The 23,298-nt window shown below is 32.0% G+C and carries 21 protein-coding genes and 4 tRNA genes; 13 read left to right on the top strand and 12 right to left on the bottom strand.

Annotation, left to right across the window (positions count from 1 at the left end):
• Nucleotides 1-7: 7 nt before the first annotated feature.
• The 8 genes from B4A23_RS15825 to B4A23_RS15790 all read right to left on the bottom strand — a co-directional run bounded on the left by B4A23_RS15825 (nucleotide 8) and on the right by B4A23_RS15790 (nucleotide 7,740).
• Entirely contained in the window at nucleotides 8-1,900 is a 1,893-nt protein-coding gene (locus B4A23_RS15825) for a DUF3857 domain-containing protein (protein ID WP_291121325.1), read from the bottom strand.
• 21 nt (nucleotides 1,901-1,921) lie between these two features.
• A complete protein-coding gene (gene dtd, locus B4A23_RS15820; protein ID WP_291121324.1) occupies nucleotides 1,922-2,371 on the bottom strand; it encodes a D-aminoacyl-tRNA deacylase in 450 nt (149 codons plus the stop codon).
• Nucleotides 2,372-2,505: 134 nt separating this feature from the next.
• Nucleotides 2,506-2,778 (bottom strand): hypothetical protein, encoded by a 273-nt coding sequence (locus B4A23_RS15815; RefSeq protein WP_291121322.1) that lies wholly within the window; start codon nucleotides 2,776-2,778, stop codon nucleotides 2,506-2,508.
• A 103-nt stretch (nucleotides 2,779-2,881) separates the two neighbouring features.
• A complete protein-coding gene (gene rsgA, locus B4A23_RS15810) occupies nucleotides 2,882-3,802 on the bottom strand; it encodes a ribosome small subunit-dependent GTPase A (RefSeq protein ID WP_286486919.1) in 921 nt (306 codons plus the stop codon).
• Between the two features lie 6 nt (nucleotides 3,803-3,808).
• The gene (locus tag B4A23_RS15805; RefSeq protein WP_286486920.1) at nucleotides 3,809-4,888 is read right to left on the bottom strand and encodes a bifunctional 3-deoxy-7-phosphoheptulonate synthase/chorismate mutase type II; all 1,080 of its coding nucleotides are present in this window, start codon (nucleotides 4,886-4,888) and stop codon (nucleotides 3,809-3,811) included.
• 46 nt (nucleotides 4,889-4,934) lie between these two features.
• Nucleotides 4,935-5,783, bottom strand: coding sequence for a prephenate dehydrogenase (locus tag B4A23_RS15800; protein ID WP_291065122.1), 849 nt, complete (start codon nucleotides 5,781-5,783; stop codon nucleotides 4,935-4,937).
• Nucleotides 5,780-6,922 (bottom strand): pyridoxal phosphate-dependent aminotransferase, encoded by a 1,143-nt coding sequence (locus B4A23_RS15795; RefSeq protein WP_291121319.1) that lies wholly within the window; start codon nucleotides 6,920-6,922, stop codon nucleotides 5,780-5,782. Before B4A23_RS15795 ends, B4A23_RS15800 begins: the two co-directional genes overlap by 4 nt.
• A complete protein-coding gene (locus B4A23_RS15790) occupies nucleotides 6,919-7,740 on the bottom strand; it encodes a prephenate dehydratase (RefSeq protein ID WP_286513662.1) in 822 nt (273 codons plus the stop codon). The genes B4A23_RS15795 and B4A23_RS15790 overlap by 4 nt, the downstream gene beginning before the upstream one ends.
• Before the next feature lie 243 nt (nucleotides 7,741-7,983).
• Between B4A23_RS15790 and B4A23_RS15785 the strand changes: the two genes are divergently transcribed.
• Nucleotides 7,984-8,679 carry an ABC transporter ATP-binding protein gene (locus B4A23_RS15785; protein WP_286501511.1) on the top strand — a complete coding sequence of 232 codons (696 nt, stop codon included), beginning with the start codon at nucleotides 7,984-7,986 and terminating at the stop codon, nucleotides 8,677-8,679.
• A 31-nt stretch (nucleotides 8,680-8,710) separates the two neighbouring features.
• On the opposite strand, the gene B4A23_RS15780 is transcribed toward B4A23_RS15785, so the two are convergent.
• Nucleotides 8,711-9,223 (bottom strand): thioredoxin family protein, encoded by a 513-nt coding sequence (locus B4A23_RS15780; protein WP_291121317.1) that lies wholly within the window; start codon nucleotides 9,221-9,223, stop codon nucleotides 8,711-8,713.
• A 62-nt stretch (nucleotides 9,224-9,285) separates the two neighbouring features.
• Between B4A23_RS15780 and B4A23_RS15775 the strand changes: the two genes are divergently transcribed.
• Together B4A23_RS15775 and ychF are read left to right on the top strand one after the other, a co-directional pair.
• Nucleotides 9,286-9,687 (top strand): hypothetical protein, encoded by a 402-nt coding sequence (locus B4A23_RS15775; RefSeq protein ID WP_291121315.1) that lies wholly within the window; start codon nucleotides 9,286-9,288, stop codon nucleotides 9,685-9,687.
• Nucleotides 9,688-9,769: 82 nt separating this feature from the next.
• Entirely contained in the window at nucleotides 9,770-10,861 is a 1,092-nt protein-coding gene (gene ychF, locus B4A23_RS15770; RefSeq protein WP_291121313.1) for a redox-regulated ATPase YchF, read from the top strand.
• A gap of 54 nt (nucleotides 10,862-10,915) precedes the next feature.
• Here ychF and B4A23_RS15765 read toward each other — a convergent pair whose 3' ends face one another.
• Entirely contained in the window at nucleotides 10,916-12,055 is a 1,140-nt protein-coding gene (locus B4A23_RS15765) for a methionine aminotransferase (protein WP_291121311.1), read from the bottom strand.
• A 107-nt stretch (nucleotides 12,056-12,162) separates the two neighbouring features.
• On the opposite strand from B4A23_RS15765, the gene B4A23_RS15760 reads away from it, so the two are divergent.
• Genes B4A23_RS15760 through B4A23_RS15745 form a run of 4 tightly spaced genes read left to right on the top strand, consistent with a single transcriptional unit; the run spans nucleotide 12,163 to nucleotide 17,841 of the window.
• A complete protein-coding gene (locus tag B4A23_RS15760) occupies nucleotides 12,163-14,013 on the top strand; it encodes a DNA topoisomerase IV subunit B (RefSeq protein ID WP_291121309.1) in 1,851 nt (616 codons plus the stop codon).
• Nucleotides 14,014-14,055: 42 nt separating this feature from the next.
• Nucleotides 14,056-14,562 carry a hypothetical protein gene (locus B4A23_RS15755; RefSeq protein WP_291121307.1) on the top strand — a complete coding sequence of 169 codons (507 nt, stop codon included), beginning with the start codon at nucleotides 14,056-14,058 and terminating at the stop codon, nucleotides 14,560-14,562.
• Between the two features lie 4 nt (nucleotides 14,563-14,566).
• Nucleotides 14,567-17,134 carry a DNA gyrase/topoisomerase IV subunit A gene (locus B4A23_RS15750; protein WP_291121305.1) on the top strand — a complete coding sequence of 856 codons (2,568 nt, stop codon included), beginning with the start codon at nucleotides 14,567-14,569 and terminating at the stop codon, nucleotides 17,132-17,134.
• Nucleotides 17,134-17,841, top strand: coding sequence for a rhomboid family intramembrane serine protease (locus B4A23_RS15745; RefSeq protein ID WP_114998285.1), 708 nt, complete (start codon nucleotides 17,134-17,136; stop codon nucleotides 17,839-17,841). Before B4A23_RS15750 ends, B4A23_RS15745 begins: the two co-directional genes overlap by 1 nt.
• A 70-nt stretch (nucleotides 17,842-17,911) precedes the next feature.
• On the opposite strand, the gene B4A23_RS15740 is transcribed toward B4A23_RS15745, so the two are convergent.
• Entirely contained in the window at nucleotides 17,912-18,544 is a 633-nt protein-coding gene (locus tag B4A23_RS15740; RefSeq protein WP_038334971.1) for a C40 family peptidase, read from the bottom strand.
• Nucleotides 18,545-18,762: 218 nt separating this feature from the next.
• On the opposite strand from B4A23_RS15740, the gene B4A23_RS15735 reads away from it, so the two are divergent.
• The 5 genes from B4A23_RS15735 to B4A23_RS15715 all read left to right on the top strand — a co-directional run bounded on the left by B4A23_RS15735 (nucleotide 18,763) and on the right by B4A23_RS15715 (nucleotide 19,794).
• Nucleotides 18,763-18,834, top strand: a tRNA-Glu gene (locus B4A23_RS15735).
• A gap of 94 nt (nucleotides 18,835-18,928) precedes the next feature.
• Nucleotides 18,929-19,183 (top strand): 30S ribosomal protein S20, encoded by a 255-nt coding sequence (rpsT, locus tag B4A23_RS15730; RefSeq protein ID WP_038334974.1) that lies wholly within the window; start codon nucleotides 18,929-18,931, stop codon nucleotides 19,181-19,183.
• 12 nt (nucleotides 19,184-19,195) lie between these two features.
• Nucleotides 19,196-19,267, top strand: a tRNA-Glu gene (locus tag B4A23_RS15725).
• Between the two features lie 286 nt (nucleotides 19,268-19,553).
• Nucleotides 19,554-19,625 (top strand) — tRNA-Glu (locus tag B4A23_RS15720).
• Between the two features lie 97 nt (nucleotides 19,626-19,722).
• Nucleotides 19,723-19,794: transfer RNA gene (locus B4A23_RS15715), tRNA-Glu, on the top strand.
• A gap of 130 nt (nucleotides 19,795-19,924) precedes the next feature.
• On the opposite strand, the gene B4A23_RS15710 is transcribed toward B4A23_RS15715, so the two are convergent.
• Nucleotides 19,925-21,661, bottom strand: a complete 1,737-nt coding sequence (locus tag B4A23_RS15710) for an ABC transporter ATP-binding protein (protein ID WP_291121526.1) — start codon at nucleotides 21,659-21,661, stop codon at nucleotides 19,925-19,927.
• Nucleotides 21,662-21,838: 177 nt separating this feature from the next.
• Between B4A23_RS15710 and B4A23_RS15705 the strand changes: the two genes are divergently transcribed.
• On the top strand, nucleotides 21,839-23,260 hold the full coding sequence (locus tag B4A23_RS15705; protein WP_180905690.1) for a hemolysin family protein: 1,422 nt from the start codon (nucleotides 21,839-21,841) through the stop codon (nucleotides 23,258-23,260).
• The last annotated feature ends 38 nt before the right edge of the window (nucleotides 23,261-23,298 follow it).

The following is a 23,298-nucleotide window of genomic DNA, read 5'->3' as shown; positions in this document are numbered from 1 at the left end:
AGTAGTGTTATAATTTTTCTAAAAGTAGTTTTGTGTTGTCGTAACCTGAAATTTGTCTTCTAAATTCTACATATTCGTTGTATTTTTCTTTCGAAAAAGTTCCTGAAAACTGTTTGTAAATTCGTTTAATTTCGAATGTATTATTTTCTTTCTGATTAATTTCTAATTGATATTCTCCAAAAGCAGATTTCACTGTAATTGCTTCAAATTTTTGTGGCAATTTATAGCCAGAAGGAAGCGTCAATGTATAGAAAACTTCGTCAACATATCCTGTCTCGATGTTGAAATCAAACTTTCTATCTTTCATTTTTTTGACAGAGGTCTCTTCTTTATTCACTGGAATAATATTCAGAATGATATTATTTCCTTGTATTTTAGCATAATTTGGTGCTGAAAACTCAAAATTTGAAGTAAAAACAGCATTTTTCCAATCATTATCAAATTCTTTCTTTTTGAATGATATTCCTTGCAAATAAGAAAAACGATTTTTTAGACGAACATCAAGATCTTTCTCGCTTAATTGATTAAATCTTGCAAAATTCTCGTAAATCAATCCTTTTGAAGTTTCAGAAAAATTAAAATTTAATGTTCCATCCGCTAAAAGTGTTGCATTTCCATTGATTAACAATTGATTATCTTCAGTTTTAAATTGTTGCGAAGGAATAATTTTTCCACCTTTTTCATCAACAATTAGTACTTTTCTATTTCCGGCAAAATCACCCAAATAATTGTAAGGAGCCGTTTGACTTGTGGCTTCTAACCAAATATCTTTTCCGTTTAGAGGCACATAAACAATCATGTGATTTCCTTGTTGATACATCATTTGTTCGTCAATATCAATTGGATTTCCAGCAAATAATATCGTATGATACGATTTAATATTCACCGCATCTAACATTCCAATCATATAATTAGATAATGCTTTACAATCTCCATAACTTTTACTCTCAACATAAGAATTTGGAAAAGGCGAAAGTCCTCCAATTCCTAATTGTACACCAATATATCGAACTTTATTTTGCAAATGTTTGTACAAAATCTGAACTTTTTCTTCGTCCGATTTTGCATCTTTTACCATATTTTGAAAAACTGATTTTTGAGCTGGAGTAAAATCTAATTTTGAACGAATTAAATTATCAAAAGTCCATTTTCCGTAATCATTCCAATTATCAAAATTTCCTTTAACACCATCGATATTAATTTGATTTGAAGCTAAAATAGCGCGAGGAAATATTTTTTGACTTCCAACCATTTGATCTTCTTCATTAAATGCCAAAACATTATTTAATGAATAGCTCAAATTATTGTTATCTCCTGTTTTTGCAATGTCAAAACCTTTAAAATTATCTTCTTTTAATCGAATGGTTGAAGATGTTTTGTTGACAAATTGATAAGATGATTTTTCAATCGATAAATTTGCTGCTCGTATAGGCGACCAACGCGGAATCCAAAGTGTATTTTTGTTTGTTGTAACGATTTTATAATGTATCGTGTAAGGATAAGTAGTTGGAGTATAATTCAAATATTTGATGCGATCATCCGTATACATTTGTCCACCCGTTACATAACTTTGATCACCAAAATCTTTGGTTTTGAATTTTTTAATTTCCTTTCCGTTTGCATCATACAATGTTGCCTCGAATAAGTCAATTTTCGTGTTTGCATCATAATTCGCTTGCGCACCAACATAATTATCGCCCGCTTTACTCAAAACCGTTACGACAACGTCTTCCGTGTATTTTAATTCATCAACTTTTAAAAGTTCTATTTTTTCTTCATTTTTTCGTACAACTGCATAAGCATCTTTTATCAAATCGGCTGGAATTTGATCGACTGCATAGTTTTGCGCAAAAGAAAAAGAACTAATTAAAAAAGTTGAAAAAAGTAGAGTTTGTTTCATTCAGTATCAGTGTTAATGAGGTTATTCTTTATTTTTTGAATCGATAAAAATGGTTACAGGACCATCATTCAGCAATTCGACTTTCATATCTGCACCAAAAATTCCTCTTTGTACAGGTTTAAAATTTGATTCTAAAACGTTCAAAAATGTTTCATATTGTTCATTTGCTAGATCTGGTTTTGACGCTTTGATATATGACGGACGATTTCCTTTTTTCGTTGATGCATGTAACGTAAACTGAGAAACAACCAAAATATCTCCATCAGTTTGTTGTACATCCAAATTCATCACATCATTTTCATCATTGAAAATTCGGAGTTGAATTATTTTTTTCGAAATCCATTCAAAATCTTCCTTCGTATCATCAGGTTCAAAACCTACCAAAGCTAAAATTCCGTTTTCTATTTTTCCTGTTATTTCTCCATCTACCATTACAGAAGCATGTTGCACACGCTGTAAAATCACTCGCATAATTCTAGTTTTATTGATTTAAAATCGATTTGAATTTAAGAAATTATTAACAAATAAAAAAGCGTTAAAACTCATCTATTAAATGTGCAATAACGCTTGTTGTAATTTAAGTTTAGAAAGCAATCGCTTAATGTTTAAGTTAATTGGTTAAAATAGATTTCCTCATCTGCAATTATCGCATAATCTAACTCATAGAGCTTTGATATTTTTTTTGCATTGATGATTTCTTGTTCTATATTTTTTAGTCTATTTTCTTTATTTTCAGAATTATCAAATTCAGCAATCCACAATTTATTTGGATTTAATGGTTTCCAATTTAAATCTTCTAAATGCAACAAAAATCTTTCTTTTTGTTCTTTTGTACATTCCACAAAATCTAAAGCGATTTGTACGGAAAAATTGCTCATTCAATTAATTTTAACAAAAATAAAATGAGAAATTGAATTATTTTTACGTGAAACCGTAATTTGAGAAAATAAAAAAGCCATTTCATAAGAAACGGCTTTTTTATTATTTTTCGTTATAAATATCTTCTTCTAAAAAAGTGAGATAATTTTCGTAGCGAGAAACTGCGATTTCTCCATTTTCTACTGCATCACGCACAGCACATTTTGGCTCGTTAACATGAATACAATTATCAAATTTACAATTGTGTTTCAATTCTAAAATTTCAGGAAAATAACCTTGTAATTCGGTTTTGTCGATATGAACCAAACCAAATTCCTTAATTCCAGGCGTATCGATAATGAAACCTCCAAAAGGCCATTCGTACATCTGTGCAAAAGTTGTGGTATGTTGTCCTTTGCTATTAAAATCAGAAACTTCGTGCGTTTTTAGGTTTAAATCAGGATTTAAAGTATTCAATAACGTTGATTTTCCAACACCAGAATGTCCCGAAACCAAACTCACTTTATCTTTCATTCGATCTTTTACAAGGTCTAAATTTAGTCCTGTTTCAGCAGAAATATCTAAACTTTCGTAACCGATAGAATTGTAAATTGATTTATAAATTTCTAACTCAGCCATTTCATCTTCCGTGTACGAATCCATTTTATTAAATAAAATCACAACGGGAATATGATAAGCCTCGGCAGTAATCAAAAAACGGTCAATAAAACCAAACGAAGTTTTGGGATTAGAAAGCGTTACAACCAAAAAAGCAACATCAATGTTAGATGCAATAATGTGCGTTTTTTTGGATAGATTAACAGATTTTCGAATGATGTAATTTTTGCGATCATGAATTTTTGTAATGACAGCAATATCATCTTTGTCAATCTCAAACTCAACCTCATCTCCAACAGCAATTGGATTGGTATGTTTGATATTGGCTATTCTAAATTTTCCTCTAATTCTTGCCTGATAAGTTGTACCATCTTCGGTTAAAAGATGATACCAACTACCAGTAGATTTTATGACAATTCCTTTCAATATTGTTTAAATTTTTTCTTCTTTTTTTACCATAATTTGGTTTTGTTGTGCAACAGATTCTTGGTGAATTGCTTGCAATAATTTGTCAACAAAATCCTCAGATAAACCTAAAGAAACTCCTGCTTTTACAGAATTATCTTTGATTTGTTTCCAACGATCTGGCTGAAAAACTGCCACATTATGTTCTTTTTTCAATTCTCCGATAGAGTTTGCAACTTTCATACGTTGAGCAATTGCATCTAAAATAGAATTATCTAATTCATCAATTTGATGACGTAAATTCTGAATTCCAGTTTTGTAAATTGCATCTGGATCATCAGAAACACGAATTTCTAAATCTTTCAAGATTTCTAATAAACGAGCTGGTGTTACTTGTTGAGCTGCATCAGACCAAGCTTCATCAGGATTGTTATGCGTTTCGATCATCAATCCATTATATTCGAAATTGAAGGCTTGTTGAGCAACATCAAATAATCCTGTTCTGTTTCCGCAAATATGTGATGGATCACAAATAATTGGCACATTTGGCAATTTATTTTTGAAATCTAATGCAATTTGCCATTGTGGATCATTACGATATTTTGTCTTTTTGTACGTTGAGAAACCACGGTGAATAGCACCTAAGTTTTTGATTCCTTGACCTTCTAAACGTTCCAAAGCACCAATCCATAAATCTAAATCTGGGTTTACAGGATTTTTAACCAAAACAGTTTTATCTGTTCCTCGTAAAGCTTCTGCAATTTCTTGTACTGTAAAAGGGTTTACCGTAGAACGCGCACCAATCCAAAGAACGTCAACATCATATTCTAACGCTAATTTTGCGTGATTTGCATTAGCAATTTCAGTTGCGATTTTCATTCCGAATTCGTCTTTTACTTTTTTCAACCAGTTTAACCCGATTGCTCCAACTCCTTCGAAACAGTTTGGTTTTGTACGAGGCTTCCAAATTCCTGCGCGGAAAACTTGCACATAATCTTTGTCCAAATCTTCAGCGATTGTCATCATTTGTTTTTCACTTTCTGCACTACAAGGTCCAGCGATAATCATTGGTTTGTCGTATTCTTTTATCCAGTTATTATTTTCCATAACATTTACAAATTTAAGATTTAATATTTATTTTATTTGAGAGTAATTATTTATTTAATATTCGACGTATGTCGTTTGTGTTTTTTAAATATTGATGAATATCTTCGGCATCTTTTTCTTCGATCATTTTTCTGATTTTAGAAATTTGAGTTTGATAAGCATCAATAGCATTGAGTAAATTTTCTCGATTCTGAATCAAAATTGGCGTCCACATATCTGGTGAACTTTTTGCCAAACGAACCGTAGATTCGAAACCAGATCCAGCCATATCAAAAATTGCATCTTCATTCTTTTCTTCTTCCAAAACTGTTTGTCCTAAAGCAAAAGATGTAATATGTGAAAGATGAGAAACGTACGCAATGTGCGCATCATGTGCCTCCGAAGTCATTGTTTTGACATTCATCCAAAGCGATTGATAAATTTTTCTCACTTTTTTTACTGCTTCTTTTTCGCTTTGTTCAACATCACATAAAATCGCAACTTTGTTTAAAAACAGTTCAGGAAAAGCAGCTTTTGGTCCAGAATTCTCCGTTCCTGCGATTGGGTGTGTGGCTACAAACTGTTTTCTTTTGGGATGATTTGCCACTTTTTTACAAATTCCAGCTTTTGTTGATCCCATGTCCATCACAATTGTTTTATCATTAATTTGATCTAAAATTTCTGGTAAAACATTTTGAATTGAATTAATTGGAACTGCAATTACAACTAAATCTGACTGAGAAAGCGCTTCATTCAAAGGAGCAATTTCATCCACAATTCCTAATTCTAAAGCTTGTATTTGATGTTCAATATTTTGATCAACACCGATTATTTTTTCGGCAACACCAACTTTTTTTAGTGCTAAAGCAAACGAACCTCCGATTAATCCTAAACCGATTACTGAAATTGTTTTCATGCTTCTAATCTTTTCTTTACTTCAATTAACTTCTCAACGGGTGCACAAAGTGAAAATCTTATAAATCCTTCACCATTACTTCCGAAAATACTTCCTGGCGTGATAAATACTTTTTTATTGTATAAAATGTCATCAATAAATTCTTTATCATCTTTTCCTTCCGGAAGTTTAGCCCAAATAAACATTCCTGCTGCATTGGGATTATATTTTACATTTAAGATATCAGCGATTTCCCAAATAATTTTTCGTCTTTCTGCATAAACTTTTGTCAACTCATCGTACCAAGAATCATCAACTAAAAGAGCTTTTGTCGCGGCTTTTTGTATCGCAAAATTCATTCCCGAATCCATATTTGATTTCACTTTTAGAATAGAATTGATAAAACTTTCTTTTCCAATCACCATTCCTACTCGCCAACCTGCAATATTAAAGGTTTTGCTTAATGAATTCAATTCAATACAAACATCTTTTGCACCTTCAATTTCTAAAATACTTGTTGGTTCATCGTTCAAAATAAAACTATAAGGATTATCATTAACAATTAAAATATTGTGACGAGTTGCAAACTCTACTAATTTTCTAAGAACGTCTTTCGGAGCTTTTGCGCCTGTTGGCATATGTGGATAATTAAGCCACATGATTTTCGGTTTTTGTTCGGCTAGTTTTTCTAACTGATCAAAATCTGGAAGCCAATCATTTTCATTTTTCAAATCGTAAAACAACGGTTCTGCTTGAACTAATTCTGTAACCGATGAATAGGTTGGATAGCCAGGATTTGGAATCAAAACTTTATCACCTTCATTCAAAAAAGCCATCGAAATGTGCATAATTCCTTCTTTAGATCCCATTAATGGTAAAATTTCAGTTGAAGGATTGGCGTCTACATCAAATTTGTTTTTGTAAAAACTTGCCATAGCTTCGCGCATTTCTGGAACTCCACGATAACTCTGATAGCCATTGATTCCGCTTTGTGAACTTTTGATTAATTCCTCGATCACATCTGGATGAGGTTGTAAATCTGGACTTCCAATTCCTAATGAAATGATAGGAATGTCGGTTTTCATGTTCGCTATTTCTTGTAATTTTTTCGAGAAATAATATTCCTGAACACTTTGTAATCGTTGGGCTTCTGCTATCATTTTTTCCCCAGTTTATATTCGCCTAATATTTCTAAATCAGTTAATTTTCGTGCAATTTTTCCAAGCAATTCATAATATTGTTCTTTTTGCTCGAACGTAATATCAATGTGAAAAGAGTATTCCCAAGGTTTTTCAATAATCGGAACAGATTGTATTTTGTCCATATTTATTCCACATTCTGCAATTTGATTTAACACGTCAACCAAAGCACCAGACTGGTGTGGAACAGAAAAACGCATCGAAACTTTGTTGAAATCTTCGTAATCGTTATGCTCGCGTTGCAATACAAAAAAGCGAGTAAAATTATCTTGAAACGTCTGAATACTCGAAGCTAAAATGTCTAATCCATATACTTCTGCCGCTTTTCTCGACGCAATTGCTGCAACATCATTCAAATCTTGTTCTACAATATCTTTGGCTGTTAATGCGGTGTCGATATCATTTACAACTCGCCATGTTGGATGTTTTTCAAGGAACTTATCACATTGTAACAATGCCATTTGGTGCGAACGAACTTCTTTTACATCGTCTAAAGTTTGTCCTTTTTTGACCATCAATTGATGTTGGATTGATAAATAAATTTCTCCAACAACTTTCAGATTGTATTTCGTTAGCAACGCATAGTTTGGTAAAATTGCTCCAGCAATTGTGTTTTCAATTGCCATGATTGCTTTGTCAACTTTTCCCTTTGCAAGTGACTTTGCTAAAGTTTTGAATGTGTCGCATTCTACAATTTCGATGTCATTTCCTAAATAATTATTGGCAGCTTCGTGATGATATGAACCAATGTAACCTTGTATTGCAACTCTTTCTTTCATTTTTTTCCACAAAAAAAGTCCCACAAATTGCGGGACTTTATATTATCTTATTATGAATGTTAACAATCAATTTTGACAACGCAGTCCCTGCTCTTCTGGATAATACCCAAAAAAGTAAAAAAAGAATGCGTTAAAATAATTGAATGTTGCCATTTCGTTTTTCTAATTGTTTTACAAATCTAAAAAATAATTTTTCAGTTATCCAAATCTTTTTTGCTAATTTTATCGAAAATTTTTCATCAAATGGGAATAATCATTACAGATTTAGTAAAAAAATACGGTGAACAAGTGGCTTTAGACAACGTTTCATTTTCTATAAATAATGGCGAAGTTGTTGGCTTACTTGGACCAAATGGAGCAGGAAAATCTACTTTGATGAAAAGTATTACCAATGCAATAAATGCAGATTCTGGTGAAATTTCTGTGAATGATTTTAATGTTTCGACGCAACCAATTGAATCGAAAAAGTTGATTGGATTTTTGCAAGAAAATAATCCATTGTATATGGAAATGTATGTGAAAGAGTATTTGGAATTTGTCACAAATATTCGAAATGTGCCTAAATCTAAAATTGATGAAGTCATCGAAAAAGTAGGTTTATCACCAGAAAAACATAAGAAAATTCATCAATTATCAAAAGGATATAAACAACGTGTCGGATTGGCGCAAGCGATTATCTCGAGTCCAGAAATTTTGATTTTAGATGAACCTACAAATGGTTTGGATCCAAATCAGATTATCGAAATTAGAGAAGTAATTAAAGAGATTGGAAAGGAAAAAACGGTGATACTTTCGACACATATTATGCAAGAAGTAGAAGCGCTTTGTTCACGTGTAATCTTGTTGAATAAAGGTAAAATAGTGGCAGATCAACCGATAGAAGAGTTTAAAGGACAATATAAAAACTTGGAAGAAGCTTTTCATGTTTTAACACAATAAAAAAATCCGCTAATTAGCGGATTTTTTTAATTTATTTCTTTTTCAAGATAAAAACTTCTTTGATTTTTTCTGGATCAACTTTATCGTTTTTCGATGTTTTTTCAAGTTTTGTAATCAAATGATTTACTTCTTCTTCAGAAGCTGGACCTCCAAGATTTTCTCCATTTACGCGAGAATCTTCTAGAACTTTTCCAGTCGAATCTAAAATTACCCAAAAAGGTAAACCTTGATCTTTTCCACCTAATTTCTCATTGACAGCATCTCCGCCTGGCGTTTCTAAATTTTTCTTTTCAGCACGTTCTTGTACAGTAATAAATGTTTTGACATAATTCGCATCAAAATATGGTTTCACAGCTGGATCGTCCATATTTTTTTCCATCTTTTTACACCATCCGCACCACGAAGCATGAAAAATTAAAAAGACATTTTTATTTTCAACTTTCGCTTGGTTTTGAGCTTTAGTTAATATTTCTGTTGCTGTTTGCGCGTTTACGATTCCTGCGAAAGCAATCATAAAACTTACGATTAAGGCTTTTAATTTCATTGTAATAAGTATTTAAGTAAATGTAAATAAATAATTGTATTTTCAATAAAAAATTAACACTTATGAAACATTTTTTAGGATTTATCTTTTTGCTATTTCTCACAAGTTGCACATCCAATAACATAAAAACAATTGAAGGAAAATGGAAACAAGATTTTTTGGATTATAAATCGAAAGTGGTAGAAGTTCCTTTGTCGAAAAGTGATGCGATTATGGATGTTTCGAGAAATAAATCAAAATTGAAAATAGAATTTGATTTTCAGGATGGTTATGAAAAAGATGTGACAGATTCTATTGTGTTTAAATTTCCTCAACTCAAATTCAGAAAGATAAATCTTGATAAAACTTCTAATTATTATGATTTGGCTTATAATGCGACTTGCGATTGTTTTTATGGTGAAATGAAATCATATTCTGGAAATGTATTAAACATAAAATTGAACAGAGTTTCTTCGGTTAAATAAATTTAATGGAAATCATTATCTTTGCACAAAATTATTAGAACATCTTTCTAATATTCAATCATTAAAAAAAGAGACAACATATATGAAATGTGGAATTGTTGGATTGCCTAATGTTGGTAAATCTACTTTATTTAACTGTTTGTCGAATGCAAAAGCGCAATCGGCGAATTATCCTTTCTGTACAATTGAACCAAATGTAGGAACAGTTTCTGTACCAGATACTCGTCTAAATCAGTTAGAAGCAATTGTAAATCCAGAGCGCGTTGTGCCTGCTGTTGTAGAAATTGTAGATATTGCTGGTTTGGTAAAAGGAGCAAGTAAGGGAGAAGGTTTAGGAAATCAATTTTTAGGAAATATCCGCGAGTGTAATGCAATTATTCACGTTTTACGTTGTTTCGAAAACGAAAATATTACACACGTTGATGGTTCTATTAATCCATTACGCGATAAAGAAACAATCGATATTGAGTTGCAATTAAAAGATTTGGATACAGTTACAAAACGTATCGATAAATCTAAAAAAGCAGCAAAAGCGGGAAATAAAGACGAACAAAAAGTTGTAGAAGTTTTAACAGCTGTAATCGCTCATTTAGAAGAGTTGAAAAATGTTCGTGAAATGGATTTGGACGAAAAAGAGCAAGAAATTGTGGATTCGTTACAATTGATCACTTCTAAACCAGTTTTGTACTTATGTAATGTAGACGAATCTGCTGCAAAAGACGGCAACGAATGGGTAGAAAAAGTAAAATTAGCTGTAAAAGATGAACACGCAGAAGTGCTAATTTTAGCGGCACAAATTGAAGCTGACATCAATGAATTAGAAACGTTTGATGAACGTCAAATTTTCTTAGAAGAATTAGGATTAGAAGAGCCAGGTGTTAATCGTTTGATTCGTTCTGCTTATACATTGTTAGATTTAGAAACTTATTTCACGGCAGGTGTAAAAGAAGTTCGTGCTTGGACAATCAAAAAAGGTTCTACAGGACCACAAGCGGCAGGAGTTATTCACACTGATTTCGAGAAAGGATTTATTCGTGCAGAGGTTATTAAATTTGAAGATTTTATTACTTACGGATCAGAATCTAAATGTCGTGAGGCAGGAAAATTGAACGTAGAAGGAAAAGCATACATTGTACAAGATGGAGATATTATGCATTTCTTATTTAATGTTTAAGATTTAAATTATATCTATATAAAAAGCTCAATCGAAAGATTGAGCTTTTATTTTCTATAAACTTTTCAAATTTTCTAAAGCCATTAAAAGTGTTTCATCCTTTTTAGCGAAACAAAATCGGATGACTTTGTTATCTGTTTTATGATGGTAAAATGCCGAAATTGGAATAGTTGCAACTTTATTTTTGATGGTTAACTGTTTTACAAATTCATCATCAGGTAAATCATTTATTTTAGTATAATTTGCACTTACAAAATAAGTTCCTTCACAAGGCAAAACTTCAAAATTTGTTGAAGCTAAACCTTTAACAAATAAATCTCTTTTTCGTTGAAAAAAATCATTTAAATGCAAGTAATGATCTGGGTTTTCTAAATAATCTGCAATTGCATATTGTGATGGCGTATGGGTAGAAAACGTATTAAATTGATGACATTTTCTAAACTCTTTCATCAATTCTTTTTCGGCTAAAATGTAACCGATTTTCCAGCCTGTAATGTGAAATAATTTCCCGAAAGAACCAACAATAAACACTTTGTCTTTTACCGATTTCAATTTTGCGAAACTTTGATGCGATTTTCCATCAAATGTAATATGCTCATAAACTTCATCTGCAAGTAAATAACAATTCGAATCTTTTAGGATTTGTTCAAATTGTTTCAAATCATTTTCGGATAAAATTTTTCCAGTAGGATTATTCGGATTATTAACGATAATCAATTTCGTTTTATCATTGATTTTTAGCTTCAATTCTTCAAAATCGATTGAATATTCAGGATATTTTAGCTGAATTGGAACAATTTTTCCTCCAAATAATTCAACCGTTGGTTGATATAAATCGTAAGCAGGTTCAAAAATAATTACTTCATCATTTGAATGAATTAATGTAGAAATAACATTAAAAATCGCTTGACTTGCACCACTCGTAATGTTAATTTCATTCTGAAAATCGTAAGTTGAATGATAAAGATTAGAATATTTTTCTGAAAGTAATACACGCAATTTTTCGACGCCAGTCATTGGCGCGTACTGATTGTAATTTTGTGTAGAATAATAATTTAAACGACTAATTAATTCAGAATCTGCATTAAAGTCAGGAAAACCTTGCGCCAAATTAATGGCTTGATGTTCATTTGCAAATTGACTCATTACCGAAAAAATGGTTGTTGAAACATTGGGTAGTTTAGATTTTATCATATTGGTAAATTAGGTCGTTTTTGCTCAAAATCAAAACAATAAACCTTAATATTTTTAGGAAATTTTTTCTTATTTTTGTAAAACTCGTTTAACACTCAACAACTCAAATGTCAGAATTAGATCAACAAGTAAATTATACGGAAGACAATATCAAAACCCTTGATTGGCGCGAACATATTCGTATGCGACCTGGGATGTATATTGGGAAGCTGGGAGATGGTTCGTCTCAAGATGATGGAATTTATATTTTGTTGAAGGAGATTGTAGATAACTGTATCGATGAATTTGTGATGGGTGCAGGTAAAACAATCGAAATTAATCTGCGCGAAGATGAGGTAACGGTTCGTGATTATGGTCGTGGAATTCCGCTTGGAAAAATGGTTGATGCCGTTTCTAAGATGAATACAGGAGGAAAATATGATTCACAAGCCTTCAAAAAATCGGTTGGGTTGAATGGGGTTGGTACAAAGGCAGTAAATGCGTTGTCAACATCATTTCGAGTGCAATCTATTCGAGATGGAAAAACACGTATTGCAGAGTTTGAGCAAGGGATTTTAGTCAATCAAGAAGATGAAAAAGAAACATCTTTGCGAAAAGGAACTAAAATTACATTCGTTCCAGACAAATCGATTTTCTTAAATTTCAAATTCAGAAAAGAATATGTAGACAAAATGTTGAAAAACTATGTTTACTTAAATCCAGGATTGAAAATTATTTTCAATGGTGAAGAATTCTTTTCGAAAGATGGATTGAAAGATTTATTGAAAGATAATATCGAGGAAGAAACGATTTATGATATCATCCATCTGAAAGGAGAAGATATTGAATTGGCGTTGACGCACAGCTCGAAATCATATTCGGAAACGTATTATTCTTTTGTGAATGGTCAAAATACAACGCAAGGAGGAACGCATTTAACAGCTTTCAAAGAAGCGGTTGTGAAAACTGTTCGCGAATTTTATAACAAAAATTATGATCCTGCGGATATTAGGAAATCAATTATTGGAGCAATTTCGATCAAAGTAATTGAACCCGTTTTTGAATCTCAAACGAAAACTAAACTTGGTTCTAATGAAATTGGACCAGGGATGACAACGGTTCGTACGTTTGTAAATGATTTTATCAAAACAAATCTTGATAACTTTTTACACAAAAATACAGAAGTAGCACAAGCTTTAGAACGTAAAATAAAACAATCAGAAACCGAACGAAAGGAACTTTCTGGTATTCGAAAATTAGCACGTGATCGAGCGAAAAAAGTTAGTTTGCATAACAAGAAATTGCGCGATTGTCGTCAACATTATAACGATCCGAAAGCTGAATTACGTTTAGATACAACTATTTTTATTACCGAGGGAGATTCGGCAAGTGGATCTATTACCAAAAGTAGAAGTGTAGAAACGCAAGCGGTATTTAGTTTGAGAGGAAAACCGTTGAATTCGTATGGTTTGACAAAGAAAATTGTTTATGAAAATGAAGAATTTAATCTTTTGCAAGCAGCACTAAATATTGAAGAAGGATTAGAAGATTTACGTTACAATAATGTTGTAATTGCAACTGATGCTGACGTCGATGGAATGCATATTCGTTTGTTGATTATTACATTTTTCTTACAATTTTTCCCAGAATTAATCAAAGAAGGTCATTTGTATATTTTGCAAACGCCACTTTTTCGTGTGAGAAATAAAAAGGAAACACGTTATTGTTATTCTGAGCCTGAACGTATAAAAGCGTTGGAAGAAGTTAAAAATCCTGAAATTACACGATTCAAAGGATTAGGTGAAATTTCGCCAGACGAGTTCAAGCATTTTATCGGAAAAGATATTCGTTTAGAGCCTGTAATGATTGGAAAAGATCAAACTATCGAAAGTCTTTTAGAATTTTACATGGGAAAAAATACACCAACAAGACAAGAATTTATTATTAACAACTTAGCCATAGAATCTATTAAAAATTAAATAAAAACCAAACCAATCCTAACCTAAAAACACCTATCAATTATGAAGAAAAATAATAAAAAGGTCATTCAGTTGTTCAAAATACTGAATCTCACCATCGTTATTTTAATCATTCTAAACCTTATTATGTATACTGGTATTTTACCTTACAAGTATCACATAATACCACCTTATGTTGTCGCAATTTTTATAGCATTGCTTATTTATGTAAGCTATAAAAGTGGAAATCAATTTTTTGCAATCGACACAAAAGGTGAAACCATAACTTTTGAAACGAAGAATGTTGGATTTTTATCCTTCTTAGATTCAAAAACAAATAAAATCGATTTACCGAAATATAAATTGATCAAATACGATTTTCAGAAAGGAATTTTTTCAAAGAACGTTATCTTTTATATTAACAGTAAAAAGAATCCTACCAATTTAACAAAAGTCAAATTTCGTTTAGCATTCATTTCTAATCGAAATATTAATATTATTTTGACTGAATTAGACAAAATTGTAGAGTCTAATTGTATGGTCAAAAACAATGTAGAAGTAGCTATTTAACATGATGCAAGACAATCAAGAGAGCATCAAGAAGGTTTCTGGTATGTACCAAGAATGGTTTCTTGACTATGCCTCTTATGTAATTTTAGAACGAGCAATTCCATCTATTTACGATGGTTTGAAACCAGTTCAGCGTAGAATTTTACATTCAATGCGCGAGTTGGAAGACGGACGATATAACAAAGTTGCGAACATTGTAGGAAATACGATGAAATATCACCCACATGGTGATATGGCGATTTCTGATGCAATGGTTCAAATTGGTCAAAAAGAATTGTTGATCGATATGCAAGGAAACTGGGGAAATATCTACACTGGTGACCGAGCGGCTGCGTCGCGTTATATCGAAGCTCGATTGACTAAATTTGCGTTAGAAGTTGTCTATAATCCAAAAACTACAAAATGGCAACCGTCTTATGATGGTCGTAATAAAGAACCAATCGATCTTCCAATCAAATTTCCTTTGCTTTTGGCGCAAGGAGTGGAAGGGATTGCAGTTGGTTTGTCAACGAAAATTTTACCGCATAATTTCAATGAGTTAATTGATGCGTCAATTTTACATCTGAAAGGAAAGAAGTTTCAAATTTTTCCAGATTTTTTAACTTCTGGATTGGTTGATGTTTCCGATTATAATGATGGATTGCGTGGTGGTAAAGTACGCATTCGTGCAAAGATTTTACAAGAAGATAAAACAACGTTAAAAATTACGGAAATTCCGTACGGAACAACGACAGGATCTTTGATTGATTCGGTTTTGAAAGCTAATGATAAAGGTAAAATCAAGATCAAAAAGATTGAAGATAATACAGCAGCTGAAGTTGAGATTTTAATTCATCTTGTTCCGGGAAGTAGTCCAGATAAAACGATTGACGCATTGTATGCATTCACGGATTGTGAGATTTCTGTTTCGCCAAATGCCTGTGTGATTAATGAACAAACACCTGAATTTTTAACAGTTTCTGAAATTTTAATTCACAATACAAACAATACGGTTGAATTGTTGAAAAAAGAATTAGAAATTGAGTTAGATGAATTACAGGAACAATGGCATTTTTCTTCGTTGGAAAGAATTTTTATCGAGAATAGAATTTATCATGATATTGAAGAAGAAGAAACATGGGAAGGCGTAATTTCTGCAATTGATAAAGGATTAAAACCGCATATTGCGCATTTAGTTCGTCCAGTTACGGAAGAAGATATTACACGTTTAACAGAAATTAGAATCAAACGTATTTCCAAATTTGATTTAGATAAAGCACAACAATTCATAGAATCGTTAGAAGATAAAATCGAAAATGTAAAACATCATTTAGCAAATTTGATTGACTACGCGATTGATTATTTCAAAAATCTTAAAACAAAATACGGAAAAGGAAAAGAACGTAAAACAGAAATTAGAACGTTTGATACGATTGATGCGACAAAAGTTGCCGTTGCAAATACACGTTTTTATGTAGACAGAAACGAAGGTTTTATCGGAACTTCATTGAAAAAAGACGAGTATTTATTCGAATGTTCTGACATTGATGATATTGTGGTTTTCAAACATGATGGCTCGATGATTGTGACAAAAGTTGATGCAAAAACTTTTGTTGGAAAAGGAATTATTCATGTCGGAGTTTGGCACAAAAATGATAAACGTACTATTTATAACTTGATTTATCGCGATGGAAAAAATGGTCCAGCTTATCAAAAACGTTTTGCTGTTACAGGAATTACGCGAGACAAAGAATACGATTTAACGGCTGGTAACAAAGGTTCGGAAGTGTTGTATTTTTCAGCGAATCCAAATGGTGAAGCCGAAGTTGTATCAATTATTTTGAAAACTCATCAACGAATTAAAAAATTAAAATTTGATATTAATTTTGCTGATTTAGCGATTAAAGGTCGTGCATCAAAAGGTAATTTAGTAACAAAATATCCAATCAAAAAAGTAGAATTGAAAGAGGAAGGAGTTTCGACTTTAGCACCTCGTCAAATTTGGTTTGATACAGATACAAAACGTCTTAATGCTGACGGATTGGGACTTTTATTAGGTTCTTTTAAAGGAGATGATAAAATTTTAACGATTAATAAAAAAGGTGAAGCGAAACTGGTTTCGTTTGATTTGAGTAATCGTTTTGACGAAGATTTAGAAATTATCGAAAAATGGAAACCTGCAAAACCGATTTCTTGTGTGTATTATGATGCAGAAAAAGATCGTTATTTTGTGAAACGTTTCCTTTTAGAAGATACATTTTCTCCACAAGCTTTTTATACGTTAGAAGATGGTAAATCTTCAATCAAAGTTGTTTCGACCGATTATTTACCAGTTATTGAGTTGATTTTCCCGAAAGTAAAAGGTTTAGAAAAAGAACCAGAAGTGATAAATTTAGAAGAATTTATTACAATTAAAGGAATCAAAGCGCAAGGAAATCAGTTGACGACGTATAAGTTAAAACAAATTAATGTGTTGGAACCGCTTCCATTCGAAGAACCAGAAGAAGAGGAAGAACCAGAAGAAGAGCCACAGCCGACGCTATTTGATGCAATCGAGGAGAATAATAATGAAGAAGAAAATATAGAAGAATAATGGGAGATATCTCTATTGTGGCATTAGTCGTTATTGGACTGAATGTTTTGGTAAGTTGGAAAGGTTTTAACGATTTAGCTTTTTTTGAAAAATATAAATTCCAAGTTGGGTCGATATTATATAATAAGGAATACTATAGAATTTTAAGTTCAGGATTTTTGCATGTTGATTTCACTCATTTGTTATTCAATATGTTAACTCTTTACTTCTTTGCAAATCCTGTTATCGGATTTTTTGCGAGTCCAGAAGGATTTTTATTAGGCGACTTTTCGAATGCTAAACTAAATGTAGGTTATGGAATGTTTCTTTTAGTTTTTTTAGCAGCGGTTATTGGCGGAAATCTATTGTCGTTGTTAATTCACAAGAAAGAAACTTTTTATTCGGCAGTAGGAGCTTCAGGCGGAGTAACAGGAATTTTGTTTGCTGCAATTGCAGCTTTTCCTGAAATGGAGTTAAGATTATTTTTTGCTTTACCAATTCCAGCTTGGATTTTCGGAATATTATATTTAGGATATTCAGTTTATGGAATGAAAACTAATTTAGGGAACATCGGACATTCAGCACATTTAGGTGGCGCGATTGTGGGATTATTATCTGCAATATTATTTTACCCAACAATTTTACAAATCAATATGTATTATATTTTAGGAATGATTGTTCCATTAATTGTATTGTTTGTGATGATTTTGAGAGAACATCGAAAATAAAAAATAAGACAAAAAAAAGCATCAAGATTACTTGATGCTTTTTTTATATGATAATGAAATTATACTATTATTATAATATTCTTTTTACGTATAAGAATTTTGGTCCCCAATATCTATCATTTAAAGAAGATACCATAACGCCTTGAGAAGTAGATGAATGAATAAATTCTAAAACTCCATCTTTATTTCTTCCATGAACAATTCCTACGTGCGAAACTCTACCGCGACCTCTTGTTGCAAAGAAAACTAAATCTCCTTCTTTTGCTTCGTCTGTACTAACTGTAAAACCTTCTCTTGCCTGATCTGCAGATACACGAGGTAAATTTTTATTGAAAGTCTCGAAAACGTTTCTAACAAAGGCAGAACAATCAATACCACTTCTTGTTGTGCCTCCGTATCGGTAAGGTGTACCAATATACGTTTCTGCTTCTTTTAATAAAAATCCTGCAAACAATTCATTCGTTTCTTCTAAAACACTGTTTAACACAACCATAGATTTCGCTTCATCGTTAATTTCTATTGGTGTAACATCTAAATTGGCATGTTTATTGATTATTTTAGCTTGAGCTTCAATAGCTCTTGGTTTCGGTACGAAACTTCTCGAAGAATATTCTGTAGCTTCACTAACTGGGGTTAAAGATGAACATGATGTTATAAACATCGTGCAAACCACTGCAGCTACACCTAATATCGATGCTTTCATATATTGAGTATTCGTTTGTATAAATTTTAATAGCACCGCTAAAGTAATTGTTAAAAATATAACTCATTATATATAAGAGATGTTTTGACAAAATATTAACTTCCTTAACATTTTTTAACAAAAATCTATTCAAAAAAACTTTTAAATAAATTTGGAAGTTCAAAAAATAGTTCTACATTTGCACTCGCTTTTCACAACAAGTGGTTAAGCCGTCATGCGGCCCATTCGTCTAGTGGTTAGGACATCAGGTTTTCATCCTGGAAACAGGAGTTCGATTCTCCTATGGGCTACATAAAAGTGTTTTAGAAAATTATTAAATTAATTTGGCGAGATAAAATATTTGTTTATATCTTTGCCGAACTAAAATAGAAAGAGATTTAAGTTATGGCAAATCATAAGTCAGCATTAAAAAGAATTAGACAATCAGCGGTAAGACGCGATCGTAATAAATATTATCACAAATCAGCTCGTACAGCTATTAAAGCTTTAAGATCTGAATCTGATAAAAATGAAGCAGAAACAGTTTTTCCAAAAGTTTCTTCAATGATTGATAAGTTAGCAAAAAGAAACATTATTCACAAGAATAAAGCTTCAAACTTAAAATCAAAGTTAGCGAAACATATTGCGGGATTAGCTTAATAAAATAAAAGTGGTCCCTTCGTCTATCGGTTAGGACACTAGATTTTCATTCTAGAAAGAGGGGTTCGATTCCCCTAGGGACTACAAATTAATAGATGGATTGCATTATTGCAATCTTTTTTTTCCTTGTTCATAGTTGTTGATTTTTTAAACAACCAGTAGAATACTGTGTAAAGGAAATTGTTTTTTGTGTTTTGTTTGTAAAGGTTAATCATAATGTTTAGATGATTAATCGGGAATGAAAATGTCGCTGTATAATTCAACTTGGTTCAAATTATTAGAATTATACATCGACTTTTCTACAACTCCCAACACAAAATGACGTTCATTCAAAATAAAGAATATTCGAATTAATTAATTCATATTAAGTGGTCCCTTCGTCTATCGGTTAGGACACTAGATTTTCATTCTAGAAAGAGGGGTTCGATTCCCCTAGGGACTACAATTTGACTTGATTAAAAAAATAGTATAAAATTTTCGAAAATTGTTTGGTAATAAAAAATAAACGTTTATTTTTGCACCACAATAATACGAAAGGAGGTCCCTTCGTCTATCGGTTAGGACACTAGATTTTCATTCTAGAAAGAGGGGTTCGATTCCCCTAGGGACTACAAAAAAGCATTCAGATTTGAATGCTTTTTTATTTTGAAATAGTTTAGTTTATATTGATTTATTGCGATCAATAAAAAAGCGTTTGAGGAAATAAACTTCAAACGCTTTTTGCTTTTATACGGGTTCTTTTTATAGCTTTGGAATTGCTTCTATCAATTCTTTGGTATAGTTTGTTGTCGGATGCGCATAAACCTTGTCTGCATCGTCCAATTCTTTCATTTCTCCATGTTGCATCACCAATAATTGATCACTCATATATTTTACAACAGCCAAATCGTGCGAGATAAATATATAGGTAAAACCAAATTCGGTTTTCAAATCATTTAACAAATTCAAAACTTGCGCCTGAACAGAAACATCCAACGCAGAAACCGATTCATCACAAATGATAAATTTAGGATTTAAAGCCAAAGCACGAGCAATCCCGATACGTTGACGTTGCCCACCAGAAAATTCATGCGGATATTTGTTCAAATCTTGATCTGATAAACCTACTTTTTGTAAAAGAGATGAAGCCGTTTGTAATCGTTCCGATTTATTCTGACCAATTTTATGTACTTGCATTGGCTCCGTAATAATTTGCGCAACGGTTTGTCGAGGATTCAAACTTGAATATGGATCTTGGAAAATAATCTGAATTTCTCTTCTTAATTTACGAATTTCCTCTTTTTTCAGTTTCGTAATATCTATACCATTATAATATATTTCGCCAGCAGTTGGTTTTTCTAATAACAAAACCGTTCTACTCAAGGTTGTTTTTCCAGAACCCGACTCGCCAACCAAACCCATTGTTTCACCTGGATAAACTTTGAACGAAATATCATCGACAGCTTTTACATTCGGGATGATTGCATTTCCAAATAAAGTCGAAGGATAGAAGTATTTCTTCAAATTCTTAACCTCTAAAATTGGAGGATTTGCATAAATTTTTTCGTGAAAAGCTTTGCGCTCTTCTTCTGTATAAATTTCAGTTTCGAAATTTGGGTTTTCTAAGAAGTCTTTTACCGTAGGTAAACGTTTCGCGCGTTCATCCAATCGAGGTCGACAAGCAATTAATCCTTTTGTATAATTTTCTTTCGGATGATTAAAAATTGTTTCTACATTTCCTTGTTCCACAACATCACCACGAAACATCACCAAAACTTCTTCACAAACATTCGCAATCACGCCCAAATCGTGAGAAATAAACAACATGCTCATGTTATTTTTTTCTTGCAATTCTTTCAACAAATCTAACGTCGCTTTTTGTACCGTAACGTCCAAAGCAGTTGTTGGTTCATCTGCTATCAATAATTTTGGTTCGCAAGAAATCGCCATTGCAATCATTACACGTTGCTTTTGTCCACCAGATAATTCGTGCGGATAGGCTTTATAAATACGTTCGGGATTTGGTAATTTTACTTGTTCAAAAAGATGAAGAACTTTCTTTTTAGCTTCTTCTTTCGATAAATTTTGATGTAAACGAATCGCTTCCTCCACTTGTTCTCCGCAATGCAAACTTGGATTTAGAGAAGTCATTGGTTCTTGAAAAATCATTCCGATTTCATTTCCTCTTATTTCTTCCAGTTCTTTAGGCGAAAGTTTAAGCAAATCTATCATTTTATCATCTTGACGAAAAAGAATTTCACTTTCGGGATGAATTGTAGCATTAGGAGATAATAAACCCATAATAGCTAATGAAGTTAACGACTTTCCAGAGCCAGATTCTCCAACAATTCCTAATGTATCACCTTGTTCTACTTTGAAATTGATGTTATTCAGAACTTGTTTATCTCCAAAAGAAATTGATAAATTTTTGACTTCGATAATATAATGTAAATCTTGCTTTTGCATGGCAAATTGTTGCTTGGTAAATGAAGTGGAAATTTAGTGATTTTTTAGTCATTTTCTCGAATCAATAATTTCTAAGATTTTGTATTTATAAATTTTGTAATTTTGCTACGAATCAAAACGTTGTGATTTTTAATTTTTTTTATTAATTTAGATGTATTGATTTACTGACTTATAAAAACTTATAACAAGTCAGTCTTTTAAATTCGAAGAATGGATACATACTCCCAGATTTCGACATTGTTTTTAGTCGCTAATCACAATGTCGCCGATGAAATTTCTGTAGCAAAACTTTTGCTTACAATTTTCCTTGTTTTATTAAATGGTTTTTTCGTTGCAGCCGAGTTTGCAATTGTAAAAGTACGTTCGTCACAAATTGAAGTTAATCAAGATATTAACGAAAGAACTTCAAATGCTGCAAAACGAATCGTTAATCATTTAGACTCTTATCTTGCCGCAACACAGTTAGGTATTACATTAGCTTCGCTTGGTCTTGGTTGGGTTGGAGAAAGCTCTTTAACGCCTGTAATCGTAAAACTTTTTGAAGTAGTTGGTTTAACTTCTCCTTCATGGACAGCGATTGCGCATAATGTTGCGTTTCCAGCAGCTTTCGTTATCATTACTATTTTGCACATTGTTTTTGGTGAATTAGCACCAAAATCTATCGCAATTCAGTATCCAACGAAAACTACATTTACAGTAGCTTGGCCACTTCGAGCATTTTATTTTGTTTTCAAACCGCTTATTGTGTTAATGAATGGTTTGGCAAATGTAATTCTTCGTGCGATTGGAATTCATCCTATTCATGGAGGTGAAATTCACACAGAAGAAGAGTTGAAAATGATTATTACAGAGAGTTCTGAAGGTGGAGCTATTGAGGAGTCTGAGCGTAATTTAATTCAAAATGTGTTTGAGTTTGATGATCGTCGTGTGATGAATATTCAAACTTTACGAAAAAATGTTTCTGCAATTAATATTAATACTTCTGTAAAAGATGCATTAGATTATGCGATTAACGAAGGTTATTCGCGTTATCCAGTTTACGAAGAAGAATTTGATAATATAAAAGGTGTCATTTACGCAAAAGATTTAATCAAGCAATTGTTAGAAAATCCAAATCAAACTGAAATTGAAGGATTGTTGCGTGAGCCAATTTTTATTTCAGAAAATGCGTTGATTAAAAATGTAATGAAACAATTTCAGAAAAAACATATGCAAATTGCAATTGTAACAAATGAAGTTGGTGAAGTTGCAGGGATTGTTTCGATGGAAGATATCTTGGAGGAATTGGTTGGAGAAATTCAAGACGAATATGATAACGAAGATCCTATTGTTTCTCGTGTTTCTGAAGGTGTTTATAATATAAATGCACACAATGCAATAAGCGATATTAATCGTTTAGTGCCGTTTAGATTCGAAGAAAGCGAACATTATGATACGTTGGCTGGATTGATTTCTGAATGTTATCCTGATAAGGAATTAACGGAAGGAGATTTGATTGATTTGGAAGAATATACAGGAACAATTATCAAAATGTACCGAAACTCTGTTGAACAAGTACAATTGAAAGTGAAAGATGAATTGATTGAAAACTTCCGCGATGAACCAGATTCTGCGGAAGATGATGAAAATTAATCATTAAATATAAAAACAAAAAAATCCGCTTTATAGCG

This window comes from Empedobacter sp. UBA7248 (assembly GCF_002472945.1).
Lineage (GTDB): Bacteria > Bacteroidota > Bacteroidia > Flavobacteriales > Weeksellaceae > Empedobacter > Empedobacter falsenii_C.
This window is presented reverse-complemented; position numbering and strand designations above follow the sequence as displayed.